This window comes from Xanthomonas sp. XNM01, from assembly GCF_014851915.1.
In the GTDB taxonomy this organism is placed as follows: Bacteria; Pseudomonadota; Gammaproteobacteria; order Xanthomonadales; family Xanthomonadaceae; genus Pseudoxanthomonas.
Genome location: NZ_JACVAP010000001.1, coordinates 177,663 through 202,979, shown reverse-complemented (window position 1 = coordinate 202,979; position 25,317 = coordinate 177,663). Strand labels below are relative to the sequence as shown.

General features: G+C 69.2%; 26 protein-coding genes and 1 pseudogene. 9 read left to right on the top strand and 18 right to left on the bottom strand.

Going from position 1 to position 25,317, the window contains the following annotated elements; genetic code table 11:
• Window position 1 precedes the first annotated feature (1 nt).
• Window positions 2-1,174, top strand: coding sequence for an acyl-CoA desaturase (locus IB242_RS00925; RefSeq protein ID WP_192275320.1), 1,173 nt, complete (start codon window positions 2-4; stop codon window positions 1,172-1,174).
• A 154-nt stretch (window positions 1,175-1,328) separates the two neighbouring features.
• Here IB242_RS00925 and IB242_RS00915 read toward each other — a convergent pair whose 3' ends face one another.
• From IB242_RS00915 to IB242_RS00900, 5 genes and pseudogenes are all read right to left on the bottom strand, one after another.
• Complete coding sequence (locus IB242_RS00915) at window positions 1,329-1,778, bottom strand: DDE-type integrase/transposase/recombinase (protein WP_192275319.1); 450 nt, start codon at window positions 1,776-1,778, stop codon at window positions 1,329-1,331.
• Between the two features lie 238 nt (window positions 1,779-2,016).
• A complete protein-coding gene (locus IB242_RS20610; RefSeq protein ID WP_255523457.1) occupies window positions 2,017-2,142 on the bottom strand; it encodes a hypothetical protein in 126 nt (41 codons plus the stop codon).
• A gap of 37 nt (window positions 2,143-2,179) precedes the next feature.
• A pseudogene (locus IB242_RS00910) lies at window positions 2,180-2,293 on the bottom strand (transposase); the annotation flags it as partial.
• 633 nt (window positions 2,294-2,926) lie between these two features.
• On the bottom strand, window positions 2,927-4,882 hold the full coding sequence (locus IB242_RS00905; RefSeq protein WP_192275318.1) for a M48 family metallopeptidase: 1,956 nt from the start codon (window positions 4,880-4,882) through the stop codon (window positions 2,927-2,929).
• 91 nt (window positions 4,883-4,973) lie between these two features.
• Window positions 4,974-5,576, bottom strand: a complete 603-nt coding sequence (locus tag IB242_RS00900) for a LemA family protein (RefSeq protein WP_192275317.1) — start codon at window positions 5,574-5,576, stop codon at window positions 4,974-4,976.
• Between the two features lie 78 nt (window positions 5,577-5,654).
• Here IB242_RS00900 and IB242_RS00895 point away from each other — a divergent pair, with 78 nt between their 5' ends.
• On the top strand, window positions 5,655-7,058 hold the full coding sequence (locus IB242_RS00895) for a serine hydrolase domain-containing protein (protein ID WP_192275316.1): 1,404 nt from the start codon (window positions 5,655-5,657) through the stop codon (window positions 7,056-7,058).
• Between the two features lie 583 nt (window positions 7,059-7,641).
• On the opposite strand, the gene IB242_RS00890 is transcribed toward IB242_RS00895, so the two are convergent.
• From IB242_RS00890 to IB242_RS00855, 8 genes are all read right to left on the bottom strand, one after another.
• Window positions 7,642-8,178, bottom strand: a complete 537-nt coding sequence (locus IB242_RS00890) for an SRPBCC family protein (protein WP_192275315.1) — start codon at window positions 8,176-8,178, stop codon at window positions 7,642-7,644.
• 113 nt (window positions 8,179-8,291) lie between these two features.
• Entirely contained in the window at window positions 8,292-8,762 is a 471-nt protein-coding gene (locus IB242_RS00885) for a hypothetical protein (RefSeq protein ID WP_192275314.1), read from the bottom strand.
• A gap of 290 nt (window positions 8,763-9,052) precedes the next feature.
• Window positions 9,053-9,475: a hypothetical protein gene (locus tag IB242_RS00880; protein WP_192275313.1), complete on the bottom strand. Its 423-nt coding sequence runs from the start codon at window positions 9,473-9,475 to the stop codon at window positions 9,053-9,055.
• 160 nt (window positions 9,476-9,635) lie between these two features.
• Entirely contained in the window at window positions 9,636-10,031 is a 396-nt protein-coding gene (gcvH, locus tag IB242_RS00875) for a glycine cleavage system protein GcvH (RefSeq protein ID WP_192275312.1), read from the bottom strand.
• 91 nt (window positions 10,032-10,122) lie between these two features.
• Entirely contained in the window at window positions 10,123-10,740 is a 618-nt protein-coding gene (locus tag IB242_RS00870; RefSeq protein WP_192275311.1) for a 2-hydroxychromene-2-carboxylate isomerase, read from the bottom strand.
• 8 nt (window positions 10,741-10,748) lie between these two features.
• A complete protein-coding gene (gene gcvT, locus IB242_RS00865; protein ID WP_192275310.1) occupies window positions 10,749-11,867 on the bottom strand; it encodes a glycine cleavage system aminomethyltransferase GcvT in 1,119 nt (372 codons plus the stop codon).
• 117 nt (window positions 11,868-11,984) lie between these two features.
• A complete protein-coding gene (locus tag IB242_RS00860) occupies window positions 11,985-12,416 on the bottom strand; it encodes an NfeD family protein (RefSeq protein ID WP_192275309.1) in 432 nt (143 codons plus the stop codon).
• Between the two features lie 2 nt (window positions 12,417-12,418).
• Window positions 12,419-13,372 (bottom strand): SPFH domain-containing protein, encoded by a 954-nt coding sequence (locus tag IB242_RS00855; RefSeq protein ID WP_192275308.1) that lies wholly within the window; start codon window positions 13,370-13,372, stop codon window positions 12,419-12,421.
• A gap of 130 nt (window positions 13,373-13,502) precedes the next feature.
• Between IB242_RS00855 and IB242_RS00850 the strand changes: the two genes are divergently transcribed.
• Genes IB242_RS00850 through IB242_RS00840 form a run of 3 tightly spaced genes read left to right on the top strand, consistent with a single transcriptional unit; the run spans window position 13,503 to window position 15,978 of the window.
• Window positions 13,503-14,144, top strand: coding sequence for a sigma-70 family RNA polymerase sigma factor (locus IB242_RS00850; RefSeq protein ID WP_192275307.1), 642 nt, complete (start codon window positions 13,503-13,505; stop codon window positions 14,142-14,144).
• On the top strand, window positions 14,141-14,851 hold the full coding sequence (locus IB242_RS00845) for a hypothetical protein (RefSeq protein WP_192275306.1): 711 nt from the start codon (window positions 14,141-14,143) through the stop codon (window positions 14,849-14,851). Before IB242_RS00850 ends, IB242_RS00845 begins: the two co-directional genes overlap by 4 nt.
• 26 nt (window positions 14,852-14,877) lie before the next feature.
• Window positions 14,878-15,978: a PDZ domain-containing protein gene (locus IB242_RS00840; protein WP_192275305.1), complete on the top strand. Its 1,101-nt coding sequence runs from the start codon at window positions 14,878-14,880 to the stop codon at window positions 15,976-15,978.
• Window positions 15,979-16,268: 290 nt separating this feature from the next.
• On the opposite strand, the gene IB242_RS00835 is transcribed toward IB242_RS00840, so the two are convergent.
• The 4 genes from IB242_RS00835 to IB242_RS00820 form a co-directional block, all read right to left on the bottom strand.
• Window positions 16,269-17,213 (bottom strand): DUF6607 family protein, encoded by a 945-nt coding sequence (locus IB242_RS00835; RefSeq protein ID WP_192275304.1) that lies wholly within the window; start codon window positions 17,211-17,213, stop codon window positions 16,269-16,271.
• A 72-nt stretch (window positions 17,214-17,285) separates the two neighbouring features.
• The gene (locus IB242_RS00830) at window positions 17,286-17,888 is read right to left on the bottom strand and encodes a Hemin transport protein (RefSeq protein ID WP_192275303.1); all 603 of its coding nucleotides are present in this window, start codon (window positions 17,886-17,888) and stop codon (window positions 17,286-17,288) included.
• A 159-nt stretch (window positions 17,889-18,047) separates the two neighbouring features.
• Window positions 18,048-18,242, bottom strand: a complete 195-nt coding sequence (locus IB242_RS00825) for a hemin uptake protein HemP (protein WP_192275302.1) — start codon at window positions 18,240-18,242, stop codon at window positions 18,048-18,050.
• 122 nt (window positions 18,243-18,364) lie between these two features.
• Complete coding sequence (locus tag IB242_RS00820; protein WP_192275301.1) at window positions 18,365-19,339, bottom strand: aldo/keto reductase; 975 nt, start codon at window positions 19,337-19,339, stop codon at window positions 18,365-18,367.
• Window positions 19,340-19,561: 222 nt separating this feature from the next.
• Between IB242_RS00820 and IB242_RS00815 the strand changes: the two genes are divergently transcribed.
• The 4 genes from IB242_RS00815 to IB242_RS00800 all read left to right on the top strand — a co-directional run bounded on the left by IB242_RS00815 (window position 19,562) and on the right by IB242_RS00800 (window position 24,046).
• Window positions 19,562-20,860, top strand: coding sequence for a nucleoside transporter C-terminal domain-containing protein (locus tag IB242_RS00815; protein WP_192275300.1), 1,299 nt, complete (start codon window positions 19,562-19,564; stop codon window positions 20,858-20,860).
• A 49-nt stretch (window positions 20,861-20,909) separates the two neighbouring features.
• Window positions 20,910-21,875 carry a ribokinase gene (locus tag IB242_RS00810; protein WP_192275299.1) on the top strand — a complete coding sequence of 322 codons (966 nt, stop codon included), beginning with the start codon at window positions 20,910-20,912 and terminating at the stop codon, window positions 21,873-21,875.
• 52 nt (window positions 21,876-21,927) lie between these two features.
• Window positions 21,928-22,926, top strand: coding sequence for a tRNA dihydrouridine synthase DusB (dusB, locus tag IB242_RS00805; protein WP_192275298.1), 999 nt, complete (start codon window positions 21,928-21,930; stop codon window positions 22,924-22,926).
• Window positions 22,927-23,230: 304 nt separating this feature from the next.
• Entirely contained in the window at window positions 23,231-24,046 is an 816-nt protein-coding gene (locus IB242_RS00800) for a class I SAM-dependent methyltransferase (RefSeq protein WP_192275297.1), read from the top strand.
• A gap of 168 nt (window positions 24,047-24,214) precedes the next feature.
• Here IB242_RS00800 and IB242_RS00795 read toward each other — a convergent pair whose 3' ends face one another.
• Window positions 24,215-25,297, bottom strand: a complete 1,083-nt coding sequence (locus IB242_RS00795; RefSeq protein WP_192275296.1) for a metal-dependent hydrolase — start codon at window positions 25,295-25,297, stop codon at window positions 24,215-24,217.
• Window positions 25,298-25,317 lie beyond the last annotated feature (20 nt).

The window sequence follows — 25,317 nt, the reverse complement described above, 5'->3', positions numbered from 1 at the left end:
CATGGCTTCGATCACCGCCCGCCACCGCGACCTCGGACCCGACGAGGAACGCCGCTTCGGCGAGGAACTGGACGCGCTGCGCACCCGTACCCTGGCCACGCTGGGCGCGCGCGACGCGCGCTACATCCGCCGTGCGATCTCGGCGGTGCGCTGGCTGGAGGTGGGCGGCCGCGGGCTGCTGTTCGCCGGCGCCTTCATCCACGCCATCCTGGTTCCGGCGTGGATCGCCGGCGTGCTGCTGCTCGGCCTGGCCAAGATCCTGGAGAACATGACCGTCGGCCACAACGTGATCCACGGCCAGTACGACTGGATGGGCGACCCGCAGCTGCAGGGCCGCACCTACGAGTGGGACATCGTCGCCACCAGCGAGTACTGGAGGAAGACCCACAACTTCCGCCACCACACCTACACCAACGTGCGGGGCATGGACGACGACATCGGCTACGGGCTGCTGCGCCTGTTCCCCGAGCAGAAGTGGAAGCCCTTCCACCTGCTGCAGCCGCCGGTCGCGGTGGTGTTCTGCCTGCTGTTCGAATGGGGCGTGGCGATCCAGGACCTGCGCATCGGCCGCTTCTTCGCCGGCAAGATGTCGCTGAAAAAGCTGTGGACGCAGACCCGTCCGGTGGCGCGCAAGGCCGGCCGCCAGGTGCTGAAGGACTACGTGCTGTTCCCGTTGCTGGCCGGTCCGTTCTTCCTGCCGGTGCTGCTGGGCAACCTCGCCGCGAACGTGATGCGCAGCATCTGGACCTACGTGGTGATCTTCTGCGGCCACTTCACCGCCGATGCGCAGACCTTCCCGAAGGAGGTGCTGCGCAACGAGACCCGTGGCCACTGGTACCTGCGCCAGCTGCGCGGCTCGTCCAACATCAGCGGCGGCAAGGCGATCGACGTGCTGACCGGCGACCTCAGCCACCAGATCGAGCATCACTTCTTTCCGGACGTGCCGGCCAACCGGTACGCCGACATGGCGGTGGAGGTGCGCGAGATCTGCGCCCGCTATGGCCAGCACTACAACACCGGCTCGCTGTTCCGGCAGTTCGGCCAGGTCAGCTGGCGGATCCTGCGCCACGCCTTCCCCAGCAGGCCGCCGCGCCGCGCGCAACCGCTCGCAACAACGCCGCCGCTCGATATGGGTATGGACATCGCGGCCGGACCGGCACGGCAGCCGGGCTGATCTAGCGCCATTGAAGCGGCATAGTTTCTTCGAGTCAGTTAGAGATCGGGATTGTGCCAATGCGAAATGGACGGGCGACAGCCCGCCCAGTGATCGATGTGGCCGTTGATGGTTGTAGCAGTGTCGCCAGCCTTCGGCCATGCAACGTGCCTCGTCAAGTATCGTGAAGACGAAACGGTCCAGCACCTCGTATGGAAGTGTGGTTGAAACGTTCGATGTAGGCGTTCCGGGTCGGCTTCCGCGGCTGGATGTGGATCAGACTGACGCCGTACCGCTGTGCCGATTGCGCCAGCGCGGCGCTGATGAATTCCGGGCCGTCGTCCAAGCGCAACCGCTTGGGCGCACAACGCAGCTCCAACAACTCGTCAAGCGCCGGGATCATCCGTGCCGAAAACAGGCTGGTGTCGATCTCGATCCGAAGCGACTCACGATTGAAGTCATCGTTGACGTTGAGCGTCCGTAACCTGCGACCGGACCACAGAGCGTCCATCACGAAATCAGACGGCCAGGTGTGGTTGGCGAGCTTGGGAATCTCCAGCGGCTCACCGATTCGGTCAGGCAGACATCGCTTGCTGCGACGAGGCAAGTTCTGTAGACACGTCATGCATGTGTCTTGCCCCAACCCTGCGCGCGCAACGCACAGTCTACGAGCAGCCCGAAGCCATGTCCGGGATTGTGCTTGATATGCGGCTCCATCGCCTCGATCAACTGTGTGTCGCCGCGCGGGTGCGGACGATAGTGTCGCGCCGAACGTGACAATCTCAAGGCCTGATAGGCCCGTCGGGCGCCAAGTCCATGCCCGCGTCGCATCGCCAGACTGAGCTCCAGTCGCCGAGCCTGGCTCAACCGTTTCTCGACAGCACGTCTTTAATCTCATGGTGCTCCAGCGCCAGTTCGGCACGCATGCGCTTCATCCGCGCCAGCTCTGCTTCAACTTCTTTCAGTTGTCGCAGTTGCGACACCTTCATGAAGGCGCACTTGATTTCCGGACCTAGACCGTCGACCGCTGATCCCGTGCTTGCGACAGGTCTCGGCAACCTTGGCTCCGGCCTCAACCTCTTTCAGGATCCAGACTATCTGTTCTTGAGTAATCTGAGTTAACGAAGAAAATTTCCGCAACCATATTGTCGCACGACAACTAAATCCCAACAGATTATTGATAAAAATTACCTATATTCAGAACCCCTTGGATGGGGGGGGACATTTACTTAAAAGGACCCCGGAAGAAACAAGGGATAAAACCCCAAACACCATTGAAGTATTTATAAACAGAACCTGTCTCAACGAAAAATAAACAGTAACTCCATGGGCATCGTAGGGGTAAATATACCCATTGACAAAATCGACCTCCCTTGGACCAGTGAGGTACAATTCCATCAAATAAGGCCTAACGCCAAATAAAGAAAATATACCTAGAGCAGCAAGGGCTAAAGAAATGAAAAAAATGGAGTTATTCTTCATGGCGGTCAACGACATAGATATTTATTTCCGTAAATCCAGCAGATCCACCACCCCCAGCCCCCAAACCTAGGCCAAACCCGCCGGACCTATAAACAAGCTGGCAAGGAACAAGTTCACTGACATTGCATTAATTGATTCGTGACCTATTACCCCCCCGTGAGTTCCATATATCGAACTTACTGATTGCAACACCAAATCCGACGTCGACCGTACCCGGCGCGGCTACGGATCCGTGAACCCCTAATTGCAACGTTCAGGCGCGACTCAAACAGAATGCTTGAGTTCCTATTTTTAATGATCATCCTGGATCAGAACGTCTAAGAATTCCGAATACCGCTGCTCTTCCGGCAACGGGCAGTGCAGTACCGCGCAGACGGTACGCAGCAACTCCGCTTCGGACACGGCGACCCTGCGATCATGCGAGACCGCATCGGTCAGCGCCTCGACCAGCACCTGCTTGGCCAGCGGCTCGAGCGCATCCAGCGGCTCCCAGACGGCGTCGAGCGCACGTACGCCCTCGGCGGGCGGCGCATACGGCACATGATCACGCGGCAGCACCCGCTGCAGGCCGGCCAGGTACGCGCGCTGCGCGTCCTGCGGCCTGCCCGGATGCCCGGCCTGCGCCAGCACCGCCAGCAGCGTGGCGAACTCCTGCTTCACGCCGCCCGGCTTGCGCCGGCCGAAACGTGCATAGCGGCTCGGGTCGAGCGCCTCGCGCACCTGCACCTGCAGCAATTGCGACACGCAGTATTCGAACACCGACACCGCGCCGTCGCTGTGCACCATCGCGTCGATCGCACCGAGAAAGCGCTCCAGCTCCGGGCGCGGACGCTGGCGCAAGGTCGGGAAGGCCATCTGCACCAGCGGCAGGCGCTGCATCGGATGCAGCTGCGCCAGGTACGCCTGGCGCAGCTCCACCGCCTGCGCGGCCAGCGGCTCGCCGCAGCGGGCGGCGATTTCGGTGCGCTGGCGCGCGGCCAGCGCGGGATCCGCATCCAGCAGCAGACCGGCCAGCAGCGGCATCACCGCATCGCGCCGGCGTGCCAGATCGCGCAGGGCATCCGGCAGACCTTCGACCAGGTCGTGCGCATGCCGGTAGTCGTCGTCGGCCGGCAAGGCGACCTGGGCGGCCACCATCGGCGGGGTCAGCGGCAGGTTCGCATCACGCGCGGGCAACGCCGGCGGCGTCGCGCCCGCGGCGGGGGCCGGCAGGTCGGACGCCGACGCGAACCCCAGCGCCACGTCCTCGCGCAGCCCGTCGGGCGGTTCGCGCAGCCATCGCGCCTTCAGCGTCTGCAGCGCGGCCTCGTTGAACGCCGGATCCAGACGCCGGATCCGGTCGATGAGCGGCGGATGCGTGGCGAACCATCCGGACAGCGCCATCCCCTGGCCGAACAGCATGTGGCTGACTTCCTCGGCGTCCGGGCGTTCGTTGAGCTGCGCACCCGCAGGCAGGCCGCCGATCTTCTTCAGCGCACCGGCCAGGCCGGCGGTCTGGCGGGTGAACTGCACTGCAGACGCATCGGCCAGGTACTCGCGCTGCCTGCTGACGCCGGCCTTGATCATCCGCCCGAAGAACGTGCCGATGCCGCCCACCACCACGGCGACCAGCGCGGCGATCAGCACCACACTGACGTTGCGGCTGCTGCGTCCACCGCCGCGCCCGTACAGCAGGATGCGCTGGCCGATCAGGCTGATCATCATGATCCCGAACAACACGCCCATCAGACGGATGTTCAGCCGCATGTCGCCGTTGAGCACATGGCTGAACTCGTGCGCGATCACGCCCTGCAGCTCGTCGCGGTTGAGCCGGTCCAGCGCGCCGCGGGTCACGGCCACGGCCGCGTCGGAGGGCGAATAGCCTGCGGCGAAGGCGTTGATGCCGCTTTCCTGCTCGAGCACGAACAGCCGCGGCACCGGCACGCCGGACGCGATCGCGATCTCCTCGACCACGTTGCGCAGCCGGCGCAGCGCCGGGTCGTGCGTGTCCTCGGGCACCCAGGTCCCGCCCATCTGCGCGGCCACGGCCGCGCCTCCACCGCGCAGCGAGGCGATCCGGTAGAGCGAGCCGAAGCCGACCACCGCCAGCGTCGCCACGGTCGCGGCGAGCACCGCCTTCCAGCTTCCCGTGGTCAGCAGCACCGCCGCATCCACGGCCAGCACGATGCCGAGCACGGCCAGGGCGAACAGGACGATCAGGCGGCCGGCACCGCGCCGGGCCGCGGCCTGGTGTTCGAAGAAGTTCATCGTCCGTCCCCATGCCCGCGGCGGGTGTCTGCCGTCCGCGTGGATCCGCCGGGGATGGACGGGGCACCGCGCCAGGCGCGGCCGGTCCGCATCAGAAGCTGACCTTCGGCGCCTCGCGCACCTGCGGCCGGTCGGCGGGGATGTCGAGCAGCGCGGCCGGGGCGAAATTGAACGCGCCGGCCACCAGGCTGGACGGGAAGGTCTCGCGCCGGTTGTTGTAGCCCATCACCGCGTCGTTGTAGGCCTGCCGTGCGAACGCCACCCGGTTCTCGGTGCTGGTCAGCTCCTCGGACAACTGCATCATGGTCTGGTTGGCCTTCAGGTCCGGATAGGCCTCGGCGACGGCCATCAGCCGGCCGAGCACGCCGTTGAGCTGGCCCTGGCTGGCAGCCAGCTGCGCCATCGCCGCTTCGTCGCCGGGGTTGGCCTTGGCCGCGGCCAGGCCCGACTGCGCCGCCGAGCGCGCCGCGACCACGGCTTCCAGCGTCTCCCGCTCGTGGGCCATGTAGGCCTTGGCGGTCTCGACCAGGTTGGGGATCAGGTCGAAGCGGCGCTGCAGCTGCACGTCGATCTGGGCGAAGGCGTTCCTGAACCTGTTGCGGGCCGTGACCAGGCCGTTGTAGATCCCCACACCCCACAGCGCCACAGCGAGCGCGAGGCCGAGAATTACCAACAGGATCAACAAACTGCCCATTCATCTTCTCCCTGTTTGTGCATTTGCGAAAAGCGGGGCTAGAATCGCCCGAAGCGGTAGCTTACAGGCACAAATCCCATGAAAGACGCGCACGCACGTCGGCCAGGAAGGTCGTCCTCCCTCCGGTCGCTCGGCACTCGTACGCTGATCGCCTGCTCGCTCGGCCTGCTGCTTGGCACGGCCCTGCCCTCCACCGCGCAGACGCCGACGCTGGATGCCGGCGCACTGCCTCCGCCGATCCAGCCGCAGGCCTATCGCCAGTATCCGGCGGCCGAGGTCAAGCCGCTGGCGGAAGGCTTCGACATCGCCCGTTTCGAGGCGATGGCCGAACAGCTCACCTACGGCCAGCGCGTGCCGGGCCTGGCGGTCGCGATCGTCCACGACGGCCGCATCCTCAGCGCACGCGGCTACGGCGTGACCGACGTGGTCCGCCCGCAGCAGGTCGACGCGCACACCGTGTTCCGCCTGGCCTCGCTGTCCAAGGCCTTCGCCGGCACCATGGCCGGCCTGCTGGTCAACGACGGCAGCCTGCGCTGGGACAGCAAGGTCGCCGACTACGTGCCCGGCTTCCACCTGGGCAACGCCGACTACACCCGCCAGGTCACCGTGGCCGACCTGCTCAGCCACAGCGTCGGCCTGAAGGCGCACAACGCCTACGACCGCGACATCGAGGCCAACGCCGAGTACTACCAGGTCGCGCAGAAGCTCGGCTCGGCGCCACTGGCCTGCGCCCCGGGCGACTGCTACGCCTACCAGAACGTCGCCTTCAGCCTGGTCGGCGACGTGGTCTTCGCCGCGTCGGGCAACTTCTACGAGCAGGCCGTGCAGCGCCGCCTGTTCGAACCGCTGGGCATGCACGACGCCAGCCTGGGCCTGGCCGGCATCGAGTCCAGCGCCAGCTGGGCGCGTCCGCACGTGCGCAGCCGCAACGGCTGGGTGTCGCTGTCGCCCAAGCCCACCTACTACCGGCTGCCGCCGGCGGCCGGCGTCAATGCCAGCGCCAGCGACATGGCGCAGTGGCTGCTGGCCCATACCGGCCATCGTCCCGACGTGCTCTCCGCCCCGCTGCTGGCCACGCTGCACGCACCGGTGGTGTCCACGCCGGGCGAGATGCGCTCGGGCTGGCGCCGCGACCGCGTCAACGCGGCCAGCTATGCGCTGGGCTGGCGGGTGTTCGACTATGCCGGCGAGGAGGTCGTGTTCCACGCCGGCGCGGTCCAGGGCTATCGTGGACTGACCGCGCTGCTGCCCGGCCGCGATCTGGGCATCGCGATCCTCTGGAACAGCGAGAGCCCCCTGCCCTCGGGCCTGCTGCCGACGATCATCGACCAGGCGGTCGGCCTGCCGGCGCATCGCTGGCTCGATGTCGACTTCGACTTCGGCGCCGACACGCTGATGGCCGAAAACACGCCTGCCGACGCCGACAGCGCGCCGGCAGCGCGCGGCGCCTCGTCGAGCAGCGCCACCGCCTCGCCGCACTGAAGTCCCGGCGCGCGATGCGCGCAGGATGGCTCCTGTCACAGCATGACGGCCCCGATCGCCTCGGGGCCGTTTCCGTTTGCTGCGTCCCCGCCATCGCCTCATGCCCTCCGGTGGGCGTCAGCGTCAGCGTCCGCGCGCACCTGCGCATCGGCATTGCGCGGCAGACCGATCCACGGCGTGGCGCCATGCTGCATGCCCGCGGATCGTTGCGGCGGATCGGCACGGCGCACTCATCCGGCTAAGACCAGCGATGCCAGGCCGCCGGCCATGATCGGCCAGGGCCACCCTGATGAACGACGTGCGCGCTCCTGCACGAAGGGAGAGCAGCAGGTGGGAGCAGGCCACGACGAAGGCCGATCCAGCACCCTGCGGCGTCTCCGTGCGCGCGCAGCGCCGAGGGACGGCGGTCAGACCACGAAGATCCAGGGCACGACGAGCAGCGATGCGTCTGCGCACGCACGACACCGGGACGTGTCGCGAGAGCAGCCGAATGGCGCGTGCGCCGGCGCGGCCGATTGCCGAGTTGCGGCCAGCCCCGCATCCCGGTTGGCCGATCAAGGACAGCCTGCCACGCAGTGCGTGCTCAACGCGCCGGCGAGGGCTCCACCTGATCGATCATGGCCAGGCCGCGCTCGAGGTCCGGCCCCATCATGCGGTCCATCAGCAGGCCGACCCAGCGCGCAAAGGGGTCGTAGCCATGGTCCATTTCCAGACGCCAGGTCAGGAGGCTGCCGTCGGCGGCAGGCGCGATCAGGTAGCGCGTGCGCGCCGGATGCCCGCCAAAGTCCAGCGCGACGTCGATCGTGCCGGCTGCGCGGTCATGCGCGACGATCTCCTGGCTGCCGCTTCCCAGCGCCTGGTTGCCGCTCCAGGCCAGGCGGGCACCGACGCCACTGGCCGGTCCGGAGCGAACATAGCGGGCCTGCGGGTCGAACGCGGTCCACGGCGACCATGCGGTGAAATGCTCGAACGAATCGAGCAGCGCGAAACTGTCGGACGGCGACAGGGCGACGGTCCGGCTGCGCTCGACCACCGTCGTGGACGGCAGCAGGAACGCGCCGCCGAGAAACACCACACCCAGCAGCAGCACCACGGCCAGCAGCCATCTGATCAACCGCACGCCCGTCTCCCTCGCTTCCGTTGCCGCGCAGGGTAACCGCGGCCCAACAAAAAAGCTCCCTCCCCGCTGGGCGTCGGGGAGGGAGCCATTCGGGTACGGCTATCGGGGCTGGATCAGATCAGCGGCGCCGGGGTCGCCGGCAGAGCGACCGGAGCCGGCTTCTTCTTGGCGACCTTCTTCTTCGCGGCAGGCTTCTTGGCGGCCTTCTTCGCGGTGGCCTTCTTCGCGGTGGCCTTCTTGGCGGCCGGCTTCTTGGCAGCAGCCTTCTTGGCGGTCTTCTTGACGGCCTTCTTGGCAGTCGCCTTCTTCGCAGTCTTCTTCACTGCCTTCTTGGCGGTCGCCTTCTTGGCGGTCTTCTTGACGGCCTTCTTGGCAGTCGCCTTCTTCGCAGTCTTCTTCACTGCCTTCTTGGCGGTCGCCTTCTTCGCAGTCTTCTTCACTGCCTTCTTCGGGGCGGCCTTCTTGGCAGTCGCCTTCTTGGCGACCTTCTTCACCGCCTTCTTGGCGGTGGCCTTCTTGGCGACCTTCTTCACCGCTTTCTTGGCGGCGGGCTTTTTCTTCGCAGCAGCTTTCTTCGTTGCCATGGGTGGCTCCTCGTCAGTGAACTTTATGGGGTGTACTGCCCAGTCGCACAAAACCGCGGCATGACCTGCCGCGGTGAGTCCGTCGGCGCGATACGCGCGTCGATCCGGATACGGGTGCGCCTGCAGTCGCGGTGACTGCAGGCGTTGGATTCGGGGGTCGCTGCTTTTCTCTGGGGGAAGCGGGCCTGTTCCACCGTCGTGAGGTTCCTGGTGGATGACCGAGTTGTGCTTCGCGTTGTGGTGTTGATTCGACTCACTCGCTTCGGCAGGCAGCGTCTGCTGGGCGAAACCTAATCACGGTTTTTTTCACTGTCAACACCCGTCGCAGTTTTTTTTTGCGGTGGTTCACCCGGATCGGACCGGTACCAGCCAGATGCGCCGACCCCGCGTATCGGCACGCTGCATGCGCTCATCGCGTGGCGTTGCGAACCGCAGCCAAAAACAAGCCGTTTCCTGAAACAGGAAAAAAATATGGTGATGAAAATATCACCAGGCGACAGCACTCCGACGTCGTCCACGCAGCGATCACGCGCTGCGGACGCGGGTGCATTTTTTTTTGCCGCACGCACGCCGTATCGCGTCGCACAAGTCGATTTGCGCAAAAAAATTTGCCCGCCTGCGCCGTCGCTCGACCAGAACGACGCACCTGCAGGCGCGCGCCGGAGGCGATCGGCGACGCACGAGGCACACCCGACGGCGACATCGGACGGCACGATGCGCTCCGGAATACCTCTCGCTGCCGAACGCCTGCACAGGACGCGACTCCTGCCTTCGACCAAGGCGTCGGCCACCTCCGCGCGCCCGGGTTCGCCGCGCAAAAAAAAAAGCCCGCCGGATGGCGGGCGTTCTGCGGCGGCTGCCGGTGGCGACCGGTCAGTCGTCGCCGTTCTCGATCAGCTCGGCGTAATCGTCCGGGCCGAGCAGTTCGGCGAGCTGGTCGGCATCGCCGATCTCCAGCACGAACAGCCAGCCTTCGCCGTAGGCGTCCTCGTTGATCGTCTCCGGCTTGTCGGCCAGCGCGCTGTTGACCTCGACGACGGTGCCACCCACCGGCGCGTAGACGTCGGAGGCGGCCTTGACCGACTCGACCACCGCCACCGCGTTGCCGGCCTCGACGCTGTCGCCGACGTTGGGAAGCTCGACGTAGACCAGGTCGCCCAGCAGGCCCTGCGCGTGGTCGGAGATGCCGACGGTGACGCGGCCATTGCCTTCGACACGGGCCCACTCGTGGGACTTGAGGAACTTCAGATCGCCTGGGATCTCGCTCATGGGTGTGCTCCGGTAACGCGTTCGATGCGGAATGGGCGATTAGTGTACGGAGGATTCCGCCGCACCGGAACCGGGCGCGGCGGCGGCCCGCTCAGCCGGCGCCGTAAGGCGCACGCCCGCCGGCCAGTGCCACGTGCAGCTGCTCGATCCGGTCCTGGCCCCAGAACGGTTCTCCGGCCAGCACGTAACCGGGAAGACCGGGAAGGTCGGCCGCGATCGCCGCCCGGGTGTTGGCGACGTAACGCTCCTCCACCACCTCGGTTGCCGCGGCGGCGAGCACCGCTTCGACCGGATGCCCGCAGGCGTCCAGCAGCGCGGCGAGCGTCGCGCGGTCGGCCAGGTTGCGTTCCTCCGCCCACAGCGCGCGGAATGCCGCGCCTGCGAAGCCGGACGGATCGATCTCCATGCCGGCCAGCGCGATCACGATCCGGTCGGCATCGGCGACGTTGACCGGATAGAACGCCGGCTGCAGGTTCAGCGGCAGGCCACGCTGTTCGCGCCAGCGCTGCAGTTCGATCAGCCGGTAGCGCTGCCGCGCCGGCGCCCGCTGCGGCAACGGCACCGCGCCGTTGGCCGCGAACAGTTCGAAGATCCGTACCGGCCGATGCACGATGGTGGCACCGGTCTCCGCGGCCGTCGCCAGCAGCGCGTCATGGCCCAGGTACGACCATGGCGAAATCAGGCTGTAGTAATAGTCGACGACGGCCATGCAGGCGCTCAGCCCAGCACGCCAGGCTGGGCCTGGCCTTCGCGGACGAACGGGAAGCGCACTACGCGCACCGGCACTTCGCGGCCGCGGATGTCCACGCGCACGCCGTCGGTGCCCGGCGCCAGGTCGCCGGCCGGCACGCGTGCGAACGCGATCGCCTTGCCCAGCGTCGGCGAGAACGTCCCCGACAGGATCTCGCCCTCGCCCGCAGGCGTCAGCACGGTCTGCCCATGGCGCAGCACGCCCTTCTCGTCCATCACCAGGCCGATCAGCTGGCGCGGCGCGCCGGCGGCCTTCTGCGCCTCGAGCACGTCGCGGCCGACGAAGTCGCGGCCCTCGTCCAGGGCCACGGTCCAGGCCAGGCCGGCTTCATACGGCGAGGTCGCCTCGTCCATGTCCTGGCCGTAGAGGTTCATGCCGGCCTCCAGGCGCAGCGTGTCGCGCGCTCCGAGGCCGGCCGGCTTGACGCCCGCCTCCAGCAGCGCGTTCCAGAACGCGACCGCTTCGGCTTCCGGCAGCACGATCTCGAAGCCGTCCTCGCCGGTGTAGCCGGTGCGCGCCAGGAACAGGGGCACGCCCGTGCCGGACTGCGCCTCCAGCGCGGCGAAGCGGCCGAGCTTGCCGGCGGCCTCGCGGTCGGCGTCGCGCAGCAGGCCGATCACGCGTTCGCGCGCGGTCGGGCCCTGCACGGCGATCATCGCGAACTCGGCGCGCTCGCTCACCTGCACGTCGAATGCGGCGGCCTGCGCGGTGATCCATGCCAGGTCCTTGTCGCGGGTCGCGGCATTGACCACCAGACGGAAGAACTCTTCGCCCATGAAGTAGACGATCAGGTCGTCGATCACGCCGCCCTGGGCGTTGAGCATGCAGGTGTACAGCGCCTTGCCCGGCACCTTCAGCTTGTCGACCGAGTTGGCGACCAGGTGACGCAGGAACTCGCGCACGCGCGCACCGCGCAGATCGACCACGGTCATGTGGCTGACGTCGAACATGCCGGCGTCGCGGCGGACCAGATGATGTTCGTCCAGCTGCGAGCCGTAGTGGATCGGCATGTCCCAGCCACCGAAGTCGACCATCTTGGCGCCGAGCGCGCGGTGGGTGTCGTTGAGGACGGTCTTGCGGGTCATCGCGGAGTCTCGCTGGGAAAGACCGCCATTATCGCCGATGCGTCGCGTCGTCCCCTAGCCGCCCTGCAGCATCGCGCCTGCTGCTGGCGCGACGCGGCTACGGCCGGCCGCGTGCCGTCAGGCCGGCTGCACCTTCAGGGTCATGCCGTCGACCGCGATCACCCGCACCGGGGTGCCGACCGGCAGGTCCGGCCCGTCCACCACCCAGAACGCATCGCCGATGCGGACCCGGCCACGACCGCCGGCGATCGCCTGCTCCAGCGGCACCACGGTGCCGACCAGCTGCTCGGCGCGGCGGTTGAGCAGCGGCTGGTCGCTCTGGCGCGCGCGCTTGCGGAACCAGCGCCGGTAGATCTGGATCGAGACGAAGCTCAGCACGACGAACGCCACCACCTGCATCAGCAGCGTGGTCCCGGGCATCAGCAGCACGCCGACGAACACCACTGCGGCGGCGAAGCCCATCCACAGCATGAAGGCGCCGGGTGCCAGCGTCTCCGCCGCGAACAGCAGCAGCGCCACCGCTCCCCAGCCAACGGCATCCCAGCGCATGGTCAGTCCCTCAGGCGCGGCGGCGTACGGGCCGGCGCCTCATCCTTGCCCAGCGCCTCCCTGGCCAGCTCGGCGATGCCGCCGATCGAGCTGATGATGCCGCTGGCCTCCATCGGCATCAGCACGAACTTCTGGTTCGGCGCGGTGGCCAGCTTCTCGAACGCTTCCACGTACTTCTGCGCGACGAAGTAGTTGATCGCCTGCACGTTGCCGTTGGCGATCGCCTCGGACACCATCGCGGTCGCGCGGGCCTCGGCCTCGGCCAGGCGCTCACGGGCCTCGGCCTCGCGGAACGCGGCTTCCTTCTGGCCCTCGGCCTGCAGGATCGCCGCCTGCTTGTCGCCTTCGGCGCGCAGGATCTCGGACTGACGGTGGCCCTCGGCCTCCAGGATCACCGCGCGGCGGTCGCGTTCGGCCTTCATCTGCCGCGCCATCGAATCGACCAGGTCGCGCGGCGGCTGGATGTCGCGGATCTCGATGCGGGTGACCTTCAGGCCCCACGGATTGGTGGCGTGGTCGACCACGTTGAGCAGCTGCGCGTTGATCGTCTCGCGCTGGCTCAGCGATTCGTCCAGGTCCATCGAACCGATCACGGTGCGGATGTTGGTCTGGACCAGGGCGATCATCGCCACTTCCAGGTTGGCGACCTCGTAGGCGGCCTTGGCGGCGTCCAGTACCTGGAAGAAGACCACGCCGTCCACGCGCACCACCGCGTTGTCCTTGGTGATCACGTCCTGGCTGGGGACGTCCAGCACCTGTTCCATCATGTTGATCTTGCGGCCGACGCCGTAGATCACCGGCACCAGGAAGTGCAGGCCCGGGGTCAGGGTGTGGGTGTAGCGGCCGAAGCGCTCCACCGTCCACTCGAAGCCCTGCGGCACCATGCGCACGGTCTTGAACAGGATGATGATGCCGGCCACCAGCAGCACGATGGCGAGAAAACTCGATTCGAACATCCCCAGCTCCTTGCGGCCCGATGGCCCGTGATCCCCAGTCGGCCCAGTATAGGCGGTCGCCATCGCCGCCGGCCGCGGACCGCATCGTCGCCTGCGACGCTTTCGCCGCCAGCTGCATCCACACGGTCATATGAGCACCGAACCCGCCTTGCACGCGCCCACCCGCTGCCTCGCATCCGCTCCTGCGGTCGCCGCGGCCGATACGCGCGCCGCGGGCGCTCCCCGCTCCGGTTTCGCCATCGACGTCCCCGAGTCGCTGCTCGGACGCGCGCGCGGCGGCGAGGCGGCGGCGTTCGAGCAGCTCTACCGCTGGTTCGAGCGCCCGGTGTTCACCCTGGCGCTGCGCCTGTGCGGCGACCGTGAAGCGGCGGGCGAAGTGCTGCAGGACACGATGCTCAGGCTGCTGCATCGGGTCGGCGACTACCGTGGGCAGGGTCCGTTCTGGGGCTGGTTGCGGCAGGTGGCGATCAACGAGGCGCTGCAATACATGCGTCGCAACCGGCGGATCGACGAGGCGCTGCCGCTGGACGGGCACGACCCGGAAGACACCGCCGCGCCACCACCGGCCGTTGCCGATGCCGCGGCCCTTCAGCGCGCGCTGCTGGCCCTGCCGGCGGCCACCCGCAGCGTGCTGTGGCTGTACCACGCCGAGGGCCACACCCACGAGGAGATCGCCGCACTGATGCAGCGCACCCAGAGTTTTTCCAAATCGCAGCTGGCGCGCGGCACCCGCCGCCTGCGCATGCTGCTGCAGGTCGAGGAATCGCCATGACCGACATCCGCCCTCCCCAGGACTGGCAGCAGGCATTCGCCGCCCTGCCGCTGGAAACGCCTCCTCCGGCGGCGGCCGCCCGCTTCGCAAGCCAGCTGCATGCACGCAGGCGCCCGCCACGCTGGCGGTTGCCCGCGATCGCCGCGGCGGTCTGCCTGCTCGCGGCGGCCCCTGCCCTGCTTCTGGTCGATGCACCCCGGCAGGCGGATACGCCACCGGCGACCGCGTCGGGCACCGCTCCCACGCGCCACGCTGTCGCGGTCGAGACTCCGGCATCGGTCGAGCACGTCCCCACGCCCAGCGCGGACACCTCCGATGCGCCGCTCCCGGCACCGGACGCGCGCCGGACGACGGCCCCCACGACGGCTGCAGCCACGATGCCGCCATCGTCCGCGCCACCGACCGCAACGGCCAGCGAACTGCAGCAGCTCCACGGCGAGTCGGCGCGACTGGAAGCGTTGCTCTCCGCACTGTCCAGCGGCGACAGCGGCGATGCGGTGCAGCTCGCGCTGGCCGCCTCGCTGCAGGCGCAGGTGGCCGGCATCGACGACGCGCTGGCCTGGGGCGAACTCGATGCCGCCGCGCGCACCGGCCTGTGGCGCGAGCGGGTCGATGTGCTGCGCCAGCTCACCGGACTGGCCGCCGACCAGCGCCTGGCCGTGCTCCATGGCGGCGGCGCCGACTACGCCGTCCTTCCCGTCTATTGATGTCCCCGATGCCCACGGAGTCCACCATGCATCCGCTCGCCTTCCGCCTCACCCCGCTTGCCCTGCTGCTGGCCTGCACGATCGGCCCGGCGCTCGCCGCCGAGAGCGTCACCGGCCATCAGGCCGAGCTCGCCGCCGCACGCGCGGACCTGCAGGCCGCGGCCCGCCGCGTGGCCGAGCTGTCCGCGCACGGCATCGCCTCCTCGTCGCGCACGATCCAGCTGGGTACCGGCCGGCCGCGCCTGGGCGTGCTGCTGGAGGCTGACCGGAAGGACGGCGTGCGGATCAGCGGCGTCACGCCCGGCAGCGGCGCCGAGGAGGCCGGCCTGAAGACCGGCGACCGGCTGCTGAAGATCGGTGGCACGTCGATCACCGGTGCGCATGCGGAGGCGCGTGTCGACGCCGCGCGCGACCTGCTGTCCGACCTGTCCCGCGACCGTCCGCTGCGGCTGACCTACGAGCGCGACGGCAGGCGCCACGAGGTCGAGGCGACGCCCCGCATCAGCGGCCCGCTCGTGATCGGCCGCGCGCACGCACAGCCCGCCAGCGCCGCCGCGCTGGCGCTGGTGGATGGCCAGCCGCTGGACCTGGAAGGCCTGGCGCCGCGCATCAGCGGCGAGGTGCTGCGTTTCAGCCGGGGCGCCGGCTGCGACAGCGGCGACTGCGGCTCGCCGCTGCTGATCGAGGCGCTGCGCTGGAACGGGCTCAACCTGACCGCGCTGAACCCGCAGCTCGGCCGCTACTTCGGCACCGACAGCGGCGTGCTGATCCTCAGCCAGGGCACGCTGCCCGATCTGCAGGCCGGCGACGTGATCCGGGAAATCGACGGCAAGGCGGTCAGCTCGCCGCACGAGGCGATGCGCGCGATCAGCGCACGCCCGCCGGGCCAGCAGAGCCGCGTGCGGCTGATGCGCGACAAGCGCAGCCAGGAGGTGCTGGTGACGGTGCCGGACCGGGTGCCCAGCCTGGGTGGGTTCATGCCGCCCCCGGCACCTCCGGCGCCACCGGCACCGCCTGCGCCCGCCGCTCCACCCGCACCGCGACATGCGCCGACGCCGCCGGCGCCGCCCGCACCGCCACCGGCTCCCGCAGCGGCCGAAGGCAGCCGCATCCAGGTCTTCGCCTGAGCGGCACAGGCGTCGCCGCGTACCGCCTGCGGTGCGCGATGGCGTGGCGGCCGTGCGGACGCCGCTGCGGACATGCAGCGCCCTGCCCCGATCCGGCCGGCGAGTCACCGCGTCGTGGCCGGAGCGGCTGACAGGCCGCCGCGTGACACCCATCGATCCGCCCGACCCCCGGGCGCGACCGGATACCCGGCCCCGATGCCGGGATCCCCGATGCGATCCCCTCCCCCGCAAGGATGCGGGGGTCTTTTTTCGGCGCGCGGCACCGGACGATACGCGCCACCGGTCGCGTCTCAGCGTGCGGGCTCGACCCAGCGGTCGAACAGCGCATCGATCTCCGCATCGGGCACGTGCCTGCCTTCCTGTTCTTCGCCGGCCTGGGTGAACAGCGGGATGATCAGGCCCATGCCATCGATGCCGGTCTTCAACCGCAGGCCGGGCGGCTGGACCAGCCGCCGGTCCCAGCGGGCGCGCACACGCGCCCAGTAATCGGCCGTGCCGGCCCAGTAGCGGCGGGCGGGCGCGAAATCGATGGCGTCGGTCCTGACGTAGTCGTTGAATCCGAACTCGCGCGCGATCTCTTCCTGGCGGCCGTCGGCATGACGCAGCACCTTGGTGTTGAACTGCTCGTGGGTCCATCCACCGGGCGTGATCGTGTGCCGGTTGATCACCGCCAGCGCGTTGTAGTCGCTGCGGCGGGTGTACTCGCGCCGCGGCAGCGGGCGCCAGGACAGGTCGCTGGTCCAGGTGGCGATGCCGTCGTCGTGGCGCCAGCGGCCGGTGCCGCAGTAGCGCGGCGCGTCGCTGACCTCGTACACGCACTGGGTCCACGCGCCCTGCGTGGTGTCGGCGGGAATCGCGCGCACGCGCCAGGTCTGTTCCCCGCCGTACTCGAAGCGCTGGCCGGCCTGCCAGGTCCAGTCCTGCCGCCAGTGCTTGGTCACGTGACCACTGCCGGCGTCGACCAGCAGGTGCTGCAGCACGATCCGCCCGGGCGTGTCCTCGACCACCAGCACCAGTTCGTCGCCACCGCTGCGCATCGCCGGTGCACGTTCGTAGCCTGGGCGCAGCAGCACGGTTTCGTCGAACGCGAAGTCGACCGCGTACTCGCCCTGCATCGCCAGGATGCTGTCGCGGTCGTGCGGCGGTGGCTCGGTCGCTGGTGCCGCCAGCGCGGGCAGGCACAGCGCGAGCAGGCAGGCCGGCAGAAACGTGGAGCGCAGGGTCGTCGGGGTCATCTGTGGCGAGCCGGATGAAGGAGTGCCGTCCATGGCGGTCGAGGTCCGGGGAGCTCCGGGAACGCGCGTTTCCTAGAGCCTGACCAGCGGCACCTCGCTGCCACCGGCCGGAGAGAACGTGGATCGCGCCGCTGCCGCACGCGCGCAGCAGCAGTCGTCGTAGCGGATGTCGCCTTCGGCACCTTCGGCGCGCGCGATCCGGCGCGCGGCCGCGATCCCCAGCGCCGATACCGGCGCCTGGCTCGATGCCAGGGTTCCGGCACCGGGCAGTGCATGCAACCGCAGCGCGCCGATCCGCCAGTGGCCGCCACCAAGCCGCCCGGCCAGCCGCCGCCACAGGCGTTCGGCGACGCCATTGGCCGCCACGTCGCGACAGGCCGGAAGACGCGCGCTCAGGGTGTCCCAGGCCAGGAAATCGCTGTCGGGCAGCAGATAGAGCCGCCAGCAGCAGCGGTCGCGTGCGTCGTAGAACGACAGGCTCTCATGCGGCCCGTCGCTGTCCATCCCGATGCTGGCCTCGGCGCGGACCGCCTGCAGCCAGCCGCCCAGTTCGCCGCCATCCTCGGGCCGGTACAGGCACAGCACCGTCCCCAGCTCGGCCAGTTGCCGCGGTGCGGGCAGAACGGCCGGCACCGGTGGCGACAGGATCGTTGCGTGATGAAGCAGGCCTGCCATCGCGACCTCCCTGCGCCGGCGCTGGCCGGCGGCACATGCGGCATCGAGACCGGTGCCGACCGCCGCCACGGTGGCCGCCACGCGGGGACGGCCAGGCACGTCACGGGACGATCGACACCGCGCTGGTCCAAGGCGCCGGCAACGGCGCGCCGGCCCGGCTTACTTGGTGAGGATCAGCTTGTCGTTGCTGGTGTGGCGCAGGCGATAGAGCTTGTCGCCATGGCGGATCAGGATCTCGCGGCGCCCGTTCAACAGGGTCTCGCTGCTCAGCACCGGCTCTTCGCCGATGGCGGGCGGGGCGACGTGGACACGCTGGGCTTCGACGTTGGGCAGGGTCAGGCGATGCACGTTCATGGCGACGCTCCGGTTGATTCGGAGTTAATGATAATTATTCGCATTCTCGTGTCAAGCATCTGTCGGACCGGTCGGATGCCGGCCCGTCGCCCGCCCTGCAGGTAGCGCCGACGACCACCCGCTCAGGCGGCCGCGGCCACTTCCAGCCGTGCCCAGACGGAGTCGTCGTGACGCGCCGCGACGTCCAGCGCCTGCAGGTTCTGCAGCAACTGGTCGGTGCTGCTGGCACCGAGGATCACGCTGCTGACGTGCGGATTGCGCAGGCACCACGCGATGGCCAGCGTGGCCGGCGCCTCGCCCAGCTCGCGGGCGACCGCGGCGACGCGTGCGGCACGCTCCAGCCGGCGCTCGCCGGCCTCGCCGACCACCATCCGCTGCAGCCATTCCAGGCCCGGCTCCGCCAGGCGGCCCGCATCGCGCACGCCATCGGCGTACTTGCCGGTCAGCAGGCCCGAGGCCAACGGCGACCACACGGTGGTCCCCAGGCCCAGCTCCGAGTACAGCGGCGCGTACTCGAGTTCGACCCGGTCGCGGTGCAGCAGGTTGTACTGCGGCTGCTCCATCGTCGGTGCGGCCATGTGCTGGCTGCGCGCCACGCGTGCGGCCTCGCGGATCAACGCCTCCGGCCACTCCGACGTGCCCCAGTACAGCACTTTGCCCTGCCGGACCAGCAGGTCCATCGCCGCGACCGTCTCCTCGACAGGGGTGTCCGGATCCGGGCGATGGCAGTAGTAGAGATCCAGGTAATCGACCCGCAGACGCTTGAGCGCGGCATGGCAGGCATCGACCACATGCTTGCGCGACAGGCCGCGCTGGGTCGGGCGCGGATCCTCGGCGGCACCGAAGTAGACCTTGCTGGACACGCAGTAGCCATCGCGCGGCAGGCGCAGGTCGGCGATCACGTCGCCCATGACCCGCTCGGCGTCGCCGTTGGCATAGACCTCGGCGTTGTCGAAGAAGGTGACGCCATGATCCCAGGCGGTGGCGACCAGCTCGCGCGCCTGGCCCCGCCCGATCTGGCGGCCGAAGGTGACCCACGCACCGAAGGACAGGGCCGACAGCTGCAGGCCGGAAGCGCCGAGGCGACGGTAATGCATGTGTGCTCTCCACGTGACAGGCGGGCAGTGTAGAGGACCCGCACCCGGCATCCGCCACGGGCGTCGGGCGAGCACCCACGCACCGCGCGGCGGCGTCCATCGCGCAGGCAATGGCGTGCGAACGCGCGTTCATCTTCCTGTCGTCGCGGCGGCTTACCCACCGCGACCGCTCAACCTGCTACGCTTTCGCGATTCTTTAACATTCCTTCTGGGGATATCCACATGCTCGAGGCTTTCGGACGCGTCGGTTTCGGCCTGTTCGGCCTGGCTGTCCTGATCGGCATCGTCTGGCTGTTCTCGAACAACAAGCGCCGCGTCGACTGGAAGCTGGTCGCCACCGGCCTGACCCTGCAGATCGCGTTCGCCGCGCTGGTGCTGCTGGTGCCGGGCGGCCGCGAGGTGTTCGACGCGCTCGGACATGGCTTCGTCCACATCCTGTCCTTCGTCAACGCCGGCTCGACCTTCATCTTCGGCGACCTGATGGACACCTCGAAGTACGGCTTCATCTTCGCCTTCCAGGTGCTGCCGACGATCATCTTCTTCGCCGCGCTGATGGGCGTGATGTACCACCTGAACATCATGCAGGCGGTGGTCCGGGTGATGGCGCTGGCGATCACCAAGGTGATGCGCGTGTCCGGTGCGGAAACCACCAGCGTCTGCGCCAGCGTGTTCATCGGCCAGACCGAAGCACCGCTGACCGTGCGCCCGTACATCCCGAAGATGACCGAGTCGGAGCTGATCACGATGATGATCGGCGGCATGGCCCACATCGCCGGCGGCGTACTGGCGGCCTACGTCGGCATGCTCGGCGGCGGCGATCCGGAACAGCAGGCGTTCTACGCCAAGCACCTGCTGGCGGCCAGCATCATGGCCGCGCCGGCGACCCTGGTCGTGGCCAAGATCCTGATCCCCGAGACCGGCGAGCCGCTGACCCGCGGCACGGTCAAGATGGAGGTGGAGAAGAACACCGCCAACATCATCGACGCGGCCGCGGCCGGCGCTGGCGACGGCCTGCGCCTGGCGCTGAACATCGGCGCGATGCTGCTGGCCTTCATCGCCCTGATCGCGATGGTCAACTGGCCGCTGACCTGGATCGGCGAAGTCACCGGCCTGCAGGCCGCGATCGGCCGCCCGACCGACCTGGCCACCATCTTCGGCTACGTGCTGGCCCCGATCGCCTGGGTGATCGGCGTGCCGTGGGCCGATGCGACCACGGTCGGTTCGCTGATCGGCCAAAAGGTCGTGATCAACGAGTTCGTCGCGTACCTGCAGCTGGCCGACATCGTCAACGGCCGCGTCGCCGGGATGTCGCTGAGCGAGGAAGGCCGCCTGATCGCGACCTACGCGCTGTGCGGCTTCGCCAACTTCAGCTCGATCGCGATCCAGATCGGCGGCATCGGCGGCCTGGCCCCGGAGCGTCGCCAGGACCTGGCCCGCTTCGGCCTGCGCGCCGTGCTCGGCGGCAGCATCGCCACCCTGATGACCGCGACCATCGCCGGCGTGCTCTCGCACTTCGGCTGATCCGCGTCCGGCACATTCTTTCCGCACCACTGCAGCATCGCGAGGCCCCATGCATTCCGTCATCGTCGTCGGCTCCTTCAACGTGGACCATGTCTGGCGCTGCGCCGACCTGCCCGCCGTCGGCGCGACCATCGCCGGCCAGTACAGCACCGGCCCGGGCGGCAAGGGCTTCAACCAGGCGGTGGCCGCGGCGCGCGCCGGCGCCAATACCCGGTTCGTCTGTTCGCTCGGCGACGATGTCGGCGGCGCCCTGGCGCGCGACCTGGCCGCAGGCGATGCGATCAAGCTGCATGCCGAGGCCAGCGACCAGCCGACCGGCACCGCGGGCATCTACGTCGACGCCCGCGGCCGCAACAGCATCGTCGTCGGCGCCGGTGCCAACGGCACGCTGAGCGCGGACCACGTACAGAACATCCGCCCGGTGCTGCGCGATGCCGGCGCCCTGCTCGCCCAGCTGGAATCGCCGGTGGAGGCGATCGAGGCGGCGCTGGGCCTGGCCCGCGAAACCGGCGTCACCACCGTGCTCAATCCGGCGCCGGCCAATGCCAGCACCAGCATCGGCCTGCTGCGCCTGGCCGACCTGCTGACCCCCAACGAGACCGAGTTCGCCGCGCTGCTGGTACGCCATGTCGGCGAGCGCATCGAGCCGGACGCGGTGGCCGCGCTGGACGGTGTCAGCCTGCATGGCCTGTGCCGCAAGCTGCTGCCGCACGGCACCGTGGTGGTCACGCTCGGCTCGGTCGGCGTGTTCGTCTCGCATTCCGAGGAACAGCCGCGTGGCGACGCGCAGCCCTACTACCGGGTCGGCGCCGAGAGCGTGACCGCCAGCGACACCACCGGTGCCGGCGACGCGTTCAACGGTGCGCTGGTCGCCTCGCTGGCGCAGGAGCCGAACGCCGCCTTCGCCACCCACGTGCGGTTCGCCAACCGCTATGCGGCGCTGTCGACCGAACGCGCCGGCGCCGCCGAGGCGATGCCGCGGCTGGACGAGGTCCGCGCGCGCTTCGAGGGCTGAGCCCACGGGCCCGTGATCGGGCCCGGACACCGGCGCCGCTACACTCCGCACCATGCAGATCGGCCCCTACCGCATCGAACCGAAGGTGATCCTGGCCCCGATGGCCGGGGTCACCGACAAGCCGTTCCGGCAGCTGTGCAAGCGCTTGGGCGCCGGTCTTGCCGTGTCCGAGATGACCATCAGCGACCCGCGCTTCTGGAGCACGCGCAAGTCGCTGCACCGGATGGACCACGACGGCGAGCCCGACCCGATCGACGTGCAGATCGCCGGCACCGAGCCGACCCAGCTGGCCGAGGCCGCCCGCTACAACGTCGACCACGGCGCGCAGATCATCGACATCAACATGGGCTGCCCGGCCAAGAAGGTCTGCAACGCCTGGGCCGGCTCGGCGCTGATGCGGGACGAGGCGCTGGTGGCGCGGATCCTGGCGGCGGTGGTCGGCGCGGTCGACGTGCCGGTGACCCTGAAGATCCGCACCGGCTGGGACTGCGACCACCGCAACGCACCGGTGATCGCGCGCATCGCCGAGGACTGCGGCATCGCCGCGCTGGCCGTGCACGGCCGCACCCGCGACCAGCATTACACCGGCCAGGCCGAGTACGCGACGATCGCCGCGATCAAGGCCGACCTGCGCATTCCGGTCACCGCCAACGGCGACATCGATTCGCCGCAGAAGGCCGCGCAGGTGCTGCGCGAGACCGGCTGCGACGCGGTGATGATCGGCCGCGCCGCACAGGGCCGGCCGTGGATCTTCCGCGAGGTCGCCCATTACCTGGCCACCGGCGAACTGCTGGCGCCGCCGTCGCTGGCCGAGGTCCGCGACACCCTGCTCGGCCACCTGCAGGCGCTACACGCGTTCTACGGGCAACCGCAGGGCGTGCGGATCGCGCGCAAGCACCTGGGCTGGTACGCGAAGGACCATCCGGACAACGCCGCGTTCCGCGCCGTGGTCAACCGCGCCGAGACGCCGGAGGCGCAGCTGGCGCTGACCCGCGACTATTTCGATGCGCTGATCGCCGGGGTCCGCCCGGAGCTGGCCAGCGCGGCCTGACGATCACGTCCAGGGGCTGTCGCGCGCGGCGGCGGATGCCCCGCGACCGAGCGCCGGAAGTGCGGCTTGTGGGCGATGAATGCGACATGACGCCTGTTCCATCGCGGCCATCCTGTGAGCCATCGCTGCGCGATGCCGGGCACCCCACGCGCACAGGCCGGCGAGCGCAGCAGGACATCGAGCAGTTTCCGGGTCACCGTTGCGGACACCTGCAACGGATCGTCCCGCCGGCATGCCGCTCCGCCGCATCCGGGATGCATCGGCCGGGCCTACACTCGGCGCCAGTCGATCCCGGAGCGCCACGATGACCACGCCGACCTATCTGCACGGATTCTCCGACGTCGAACAGCACCGTCTGGTCCGCCAGGCGCGCCTGCTCGAAACCACGCTGTTCGGCGACATCGACTACAGCGGCGCGCGCCGCCTGCTGGAGGTCGGCAGCGGCGTCGGCGCGCAGACCGAGATCCTGCTGCGCCGCTTCCCGGAGCTGCACGTCACCGGCGTCGACCTGAGCCCGGCGCAGCTGGACACCGCCCGCAGCAATCTCGAACGCACGCCGTGGTGCCGCGACCGCTACACCCTGCACCAGGCCGACGCCGCCGACCTGCCGTTCGAGCCGCGCCAGTTCGATGCCGCCTTCCTGTGCTGGGTGCTGGAACACGTGCCCTCGCCGGCACGGGTGCTCAACGAGGTGCGCCGGGTGCTGGCGCCGGGCTCGCCGGTGTACATCACCGAAGTGATGAACGCCTCGTTCCTGCTGCATCCGTACTCGCCCAACGTGTGGCGCTACTGGATGGCCTTCAACGACTTCCAGCACGACCACGGCGGCGATCCCTTCGTCGGCGCCAAGCTCGGCAACCTGCTGCTGGCGGGTGGTTTCCGCGATGTCGCCACCTCGATCAAGACCCTGCACCTGGACAACCGCGAACCGGCCCGGCGCAAGACGATGATCGCGTTCTGGGAAGACCTGCTGCTGTCGGCGGCCGACCAGCTGCTGGCCGCCGGTGCGGTCGATGCCGACACCGTCGCCGGCGTGCGCGCCGAGATGCGCCGGGTCCAGAACGACCCCGACGCCGTGTTCTTCTACTCGTTCGTGCAGGCCCGGGCCACGGTGTACTGACCTGGCCCGGCTGGCACGACGCCGCGGTCTACTGACCTGGCCCGGCCGGCACGATGCCGCGGTGTACTGACCCGGCCCGGACCGCACGACGCCACGCTCCACCGATCCGGCCGGGCCAGCGCGACGCCCGGAGCCACTGAAGCAGTCCGGGCGCTCGACGCGTTGCGCTCACTCCGCGGCGCCGCCTGTCCCTGCAGCAGGCGCCGGAGCCGCCGCGTCCGGATGCAGCGGTGCGGCCAGCGGCATCACCCAGATCCGCTCCCACATCCGCGACAGTTCGCGCCGCACCCGCACCGGCTCACGGAGCTGCCGCGACGGCGCCAGCGGCTGGAAGCGCCCGTCGGCGTCGCGCTGGGCCACGGCGAACACGAAGCTGTAGTCCGGCTCGCTGCCCATGCGCAGGTCGGACAGTTCCAGTACGCCGTCGCGTTCGCGCACGCGCATGAAGCCGCGGTTGAACCAGAGCAGGCGCTGCACGTCGGGCACGTCGCCGGCCTCGCCCAGCGCCTGGGTGTTGGACGGGTAGCCGCGGAACACGATCGGCCCGCTGTCGGCGACCAGCGAACGCTCGCCCTCGACGTAGCCGGTCGGCGTCATCGCCACCACCCGCCACAGCAGCGTGTTGAACGGCGACGGCACCGAGAAACGCGGCGCATCGCCCAGGCCCATCGCCGCCAGGCTGCGCTGCGCTTCGCGCTCGACCATGCCCTTGGCGATCAGCGACCAGCCCAGGTAGGCGCTGCTCAGCACCAGACCGGCCAGCAACGCCTTCTGCGCCAGCGGCCGCGCGCGCGCGAACCAGGCGATGGCGCAGGCGATCAGCAGCCACAGCGTATAGCCGAGGTCGATGATGAACACGCTGGACCACATCGCCGGCGGCGGCATCAGCGGCCACCACAGCTGGGTGCCGTAGACGGTGAACGCGTCGAGCAGCGGATGGGTGATCAGGGCCAGCTGGATCGCCCAGAACCAGCGCCGCGGCGAGGCCGCCACGCGGCCGTTGCCGAACTTCAGGAACAGCCACCACAGCAGCGTGGCGAACAGCGGCAGCACGAACAGCGAATGGCTGAAGCCGCGGTGCGCGGTCATCAGCGTCACCGGGTTGTCGCTGAGCAGCAGCAGCGGCAGCGAGTCGAGGTCGGGCAAGGTGCCGAGCGCGGCACCGGCGAGCAGCGCGGCGCGGCGGTGGCCGGCCGGTGCGATGGCGGCGGCGACGGCGCCGCCAAGAACGATCTGGGTCAGTGAATCCACGCGTGGGCCGGCAGCAGGAG

Excerpts from the sequence above, each read along its gene's own strand:
- IB242_RS00925 (WP_192275320.1), top strand. The coding sequence starts at position 2 with ATGGCTTCGATCACCGCCCGCCACCGCGACCTCGGACCCGACGAGGAA.
- IB242_RS00915 (WP_192275319.1), bottom strand. The coding sequence starts at position 1,778 with ATGACGTGTCTACAGAACTTGCCTCGTCGCAGCAAGCGATGTCTGCCT.
- IB242_RS20610 (WP_255523457.1), bottom strand. The coding sequence starts at position 2,142 with ATGAAGGTGTCGCAACTGCGACAACTGAAAGAAGTTGAAGCAGAGCTG.
- IB242_RS00905 (WP_192275318.1), bottom strand. The coding sequence starts at position 4,882 with ATGAACTTCTTCGAACACCAGGCCGCGGCCCGGCGCGGTGCCGGCCGC.
- IB242_RS00900 (WP_192275317.1), bottom strand. The coding sequence starts at position 5,576 with ATGGGCAGTTTGTTGATCCTGTTGGTAATTCTCGGCCTCGCGCTCGCT.
- IB242_RS00895 (WP_192275316.1), top strand. The coding sequence starts at position 5,655 with ATGAAAGACGCGCACGCACGTCGGCCAGGAAGGTCGTCCTCCCTCCGG.
- IB242_RS00885 (WP_192275314.1), bottom strand. The coding sequence starts at position 8,762 with ATGGCAACGAAGAAAGCTGCTGCGAAGAAAAAGCCCGCCGCCAAGAAA.
- gcvH (WP_192275312.1), bottom strand. The coding sequence starts at position 10,031 with ATGAGCGAGATCCCAGGCGATCTGAAGTTCCTCAAGTCCCACGAGTGG.
- IB242_RS00870 (WP_192275311.1), bottom strand. The coding sequence starts at position 10,740 with ATGGCCGTCGTCGACTATTACTACAGCCTGATTTCGCCATGGTCGTAC.
- gcvT (WP_192275310.1), bottom strand. The coding sequence starts at position 11,867 with ATGACCCGCAAGACCGTCCTCAACGACACCCACCGCGCGCTCGGCGCC.
- IB242_RS00860 (WP_192275309.1), bottom strand. The coding sequence starts at position 12,416 with ATGCGCTGGGATGCCGTTGGCTGGGGAGCGGTGGCGCTGCTGCTGTTC.
- IB242_RS00855 (WP_192275308.1), bottom strand. The coding sequence starts at position 13,372 with ATGTTCGAATCGAGTTTTCTCGCCATCGTGCTGCTGGTGGCCGGCATC.
- IB242_RS00850 (WP_192275307.1), top strand. The coding sequence starts at position 13,503 with ATGAGCACCGAACCCGCCTTGCACGCGCCCACCCGCTGCCTCGCATCC.
- IB242_RS00845 (WP_192275306.1), top strand. The coding sequence starts at position 14,141 with ATGACCGACATCCGCCCTCCCCAGGACTGGCAGCAGGCATTCGCCGCC.
- IB242_RS00840 (WP_192275305.1), top strand. The coding sequence starts at position 14,878 with ATGCATCCGCTCGCCTTCCGCCTCACCCCGCTTGCCCTGCTGCTGGCC.
- IB242_RS00835 (WP_192275304.1), bottom strand. The coding sequence starts at position 17,213 with ATGACCCCGACGACCCTGCGCTCCACGTTTCTGCCGGCCTGCCTGCTC.
- IB242_RS00830 (WP_192275303.1), bottom strand. The coding sequence starts at position 17,888 with ATGGCAGGCCTGCTTCATCACGCAACGATCCTGTCGCCACCGGTGCCG.
- IB242_RS00825 (WP_192275302.1), bottom strand. The coding sequence starts at position 18,242 with ATGAACGTGCATCGCCTGACCCTGCCCAACGTCGAAGCCCAGCGTGTC.
- IB242_RS00820 (WP_192275301.1), bottom strand. The coding sequence starts at position 19,339 with ATGCATTACCGTCGCCTCGGCGCTTCCGGCCTGCAGCTGTCGGCCCTG.
- IB242_RS00815 (WP_192275300.1), top strand. The coding sequence starts at position 19,562 with ATGCTCGAGGCTTTCGGACGCGTCGGTTTCGGCCTGTTCGGCCTGGCT.
- IB242_RS00810 (WP_192275299.1), top strand. The coding sequence starts at position 20,910 with ATGCATTCCGTCATCGTCGTCGGCTCCTTCAACGTGGACCATGTCTGG.
- dusB (WP_192275298.1), top strand. The coding sequence starts at position 21,928 with ATGCAGATCGGCCCCTACCGCATCGAACCGAAGGTGATCCTGGCCCCG.
- IB242_RS00800 (WP_192275297.1), top strand. The coding sequence starts at position 23,231 with ATGACCACGCCGACCTATCTGCACGGATTCTCCGACGTCGAACAGCAC.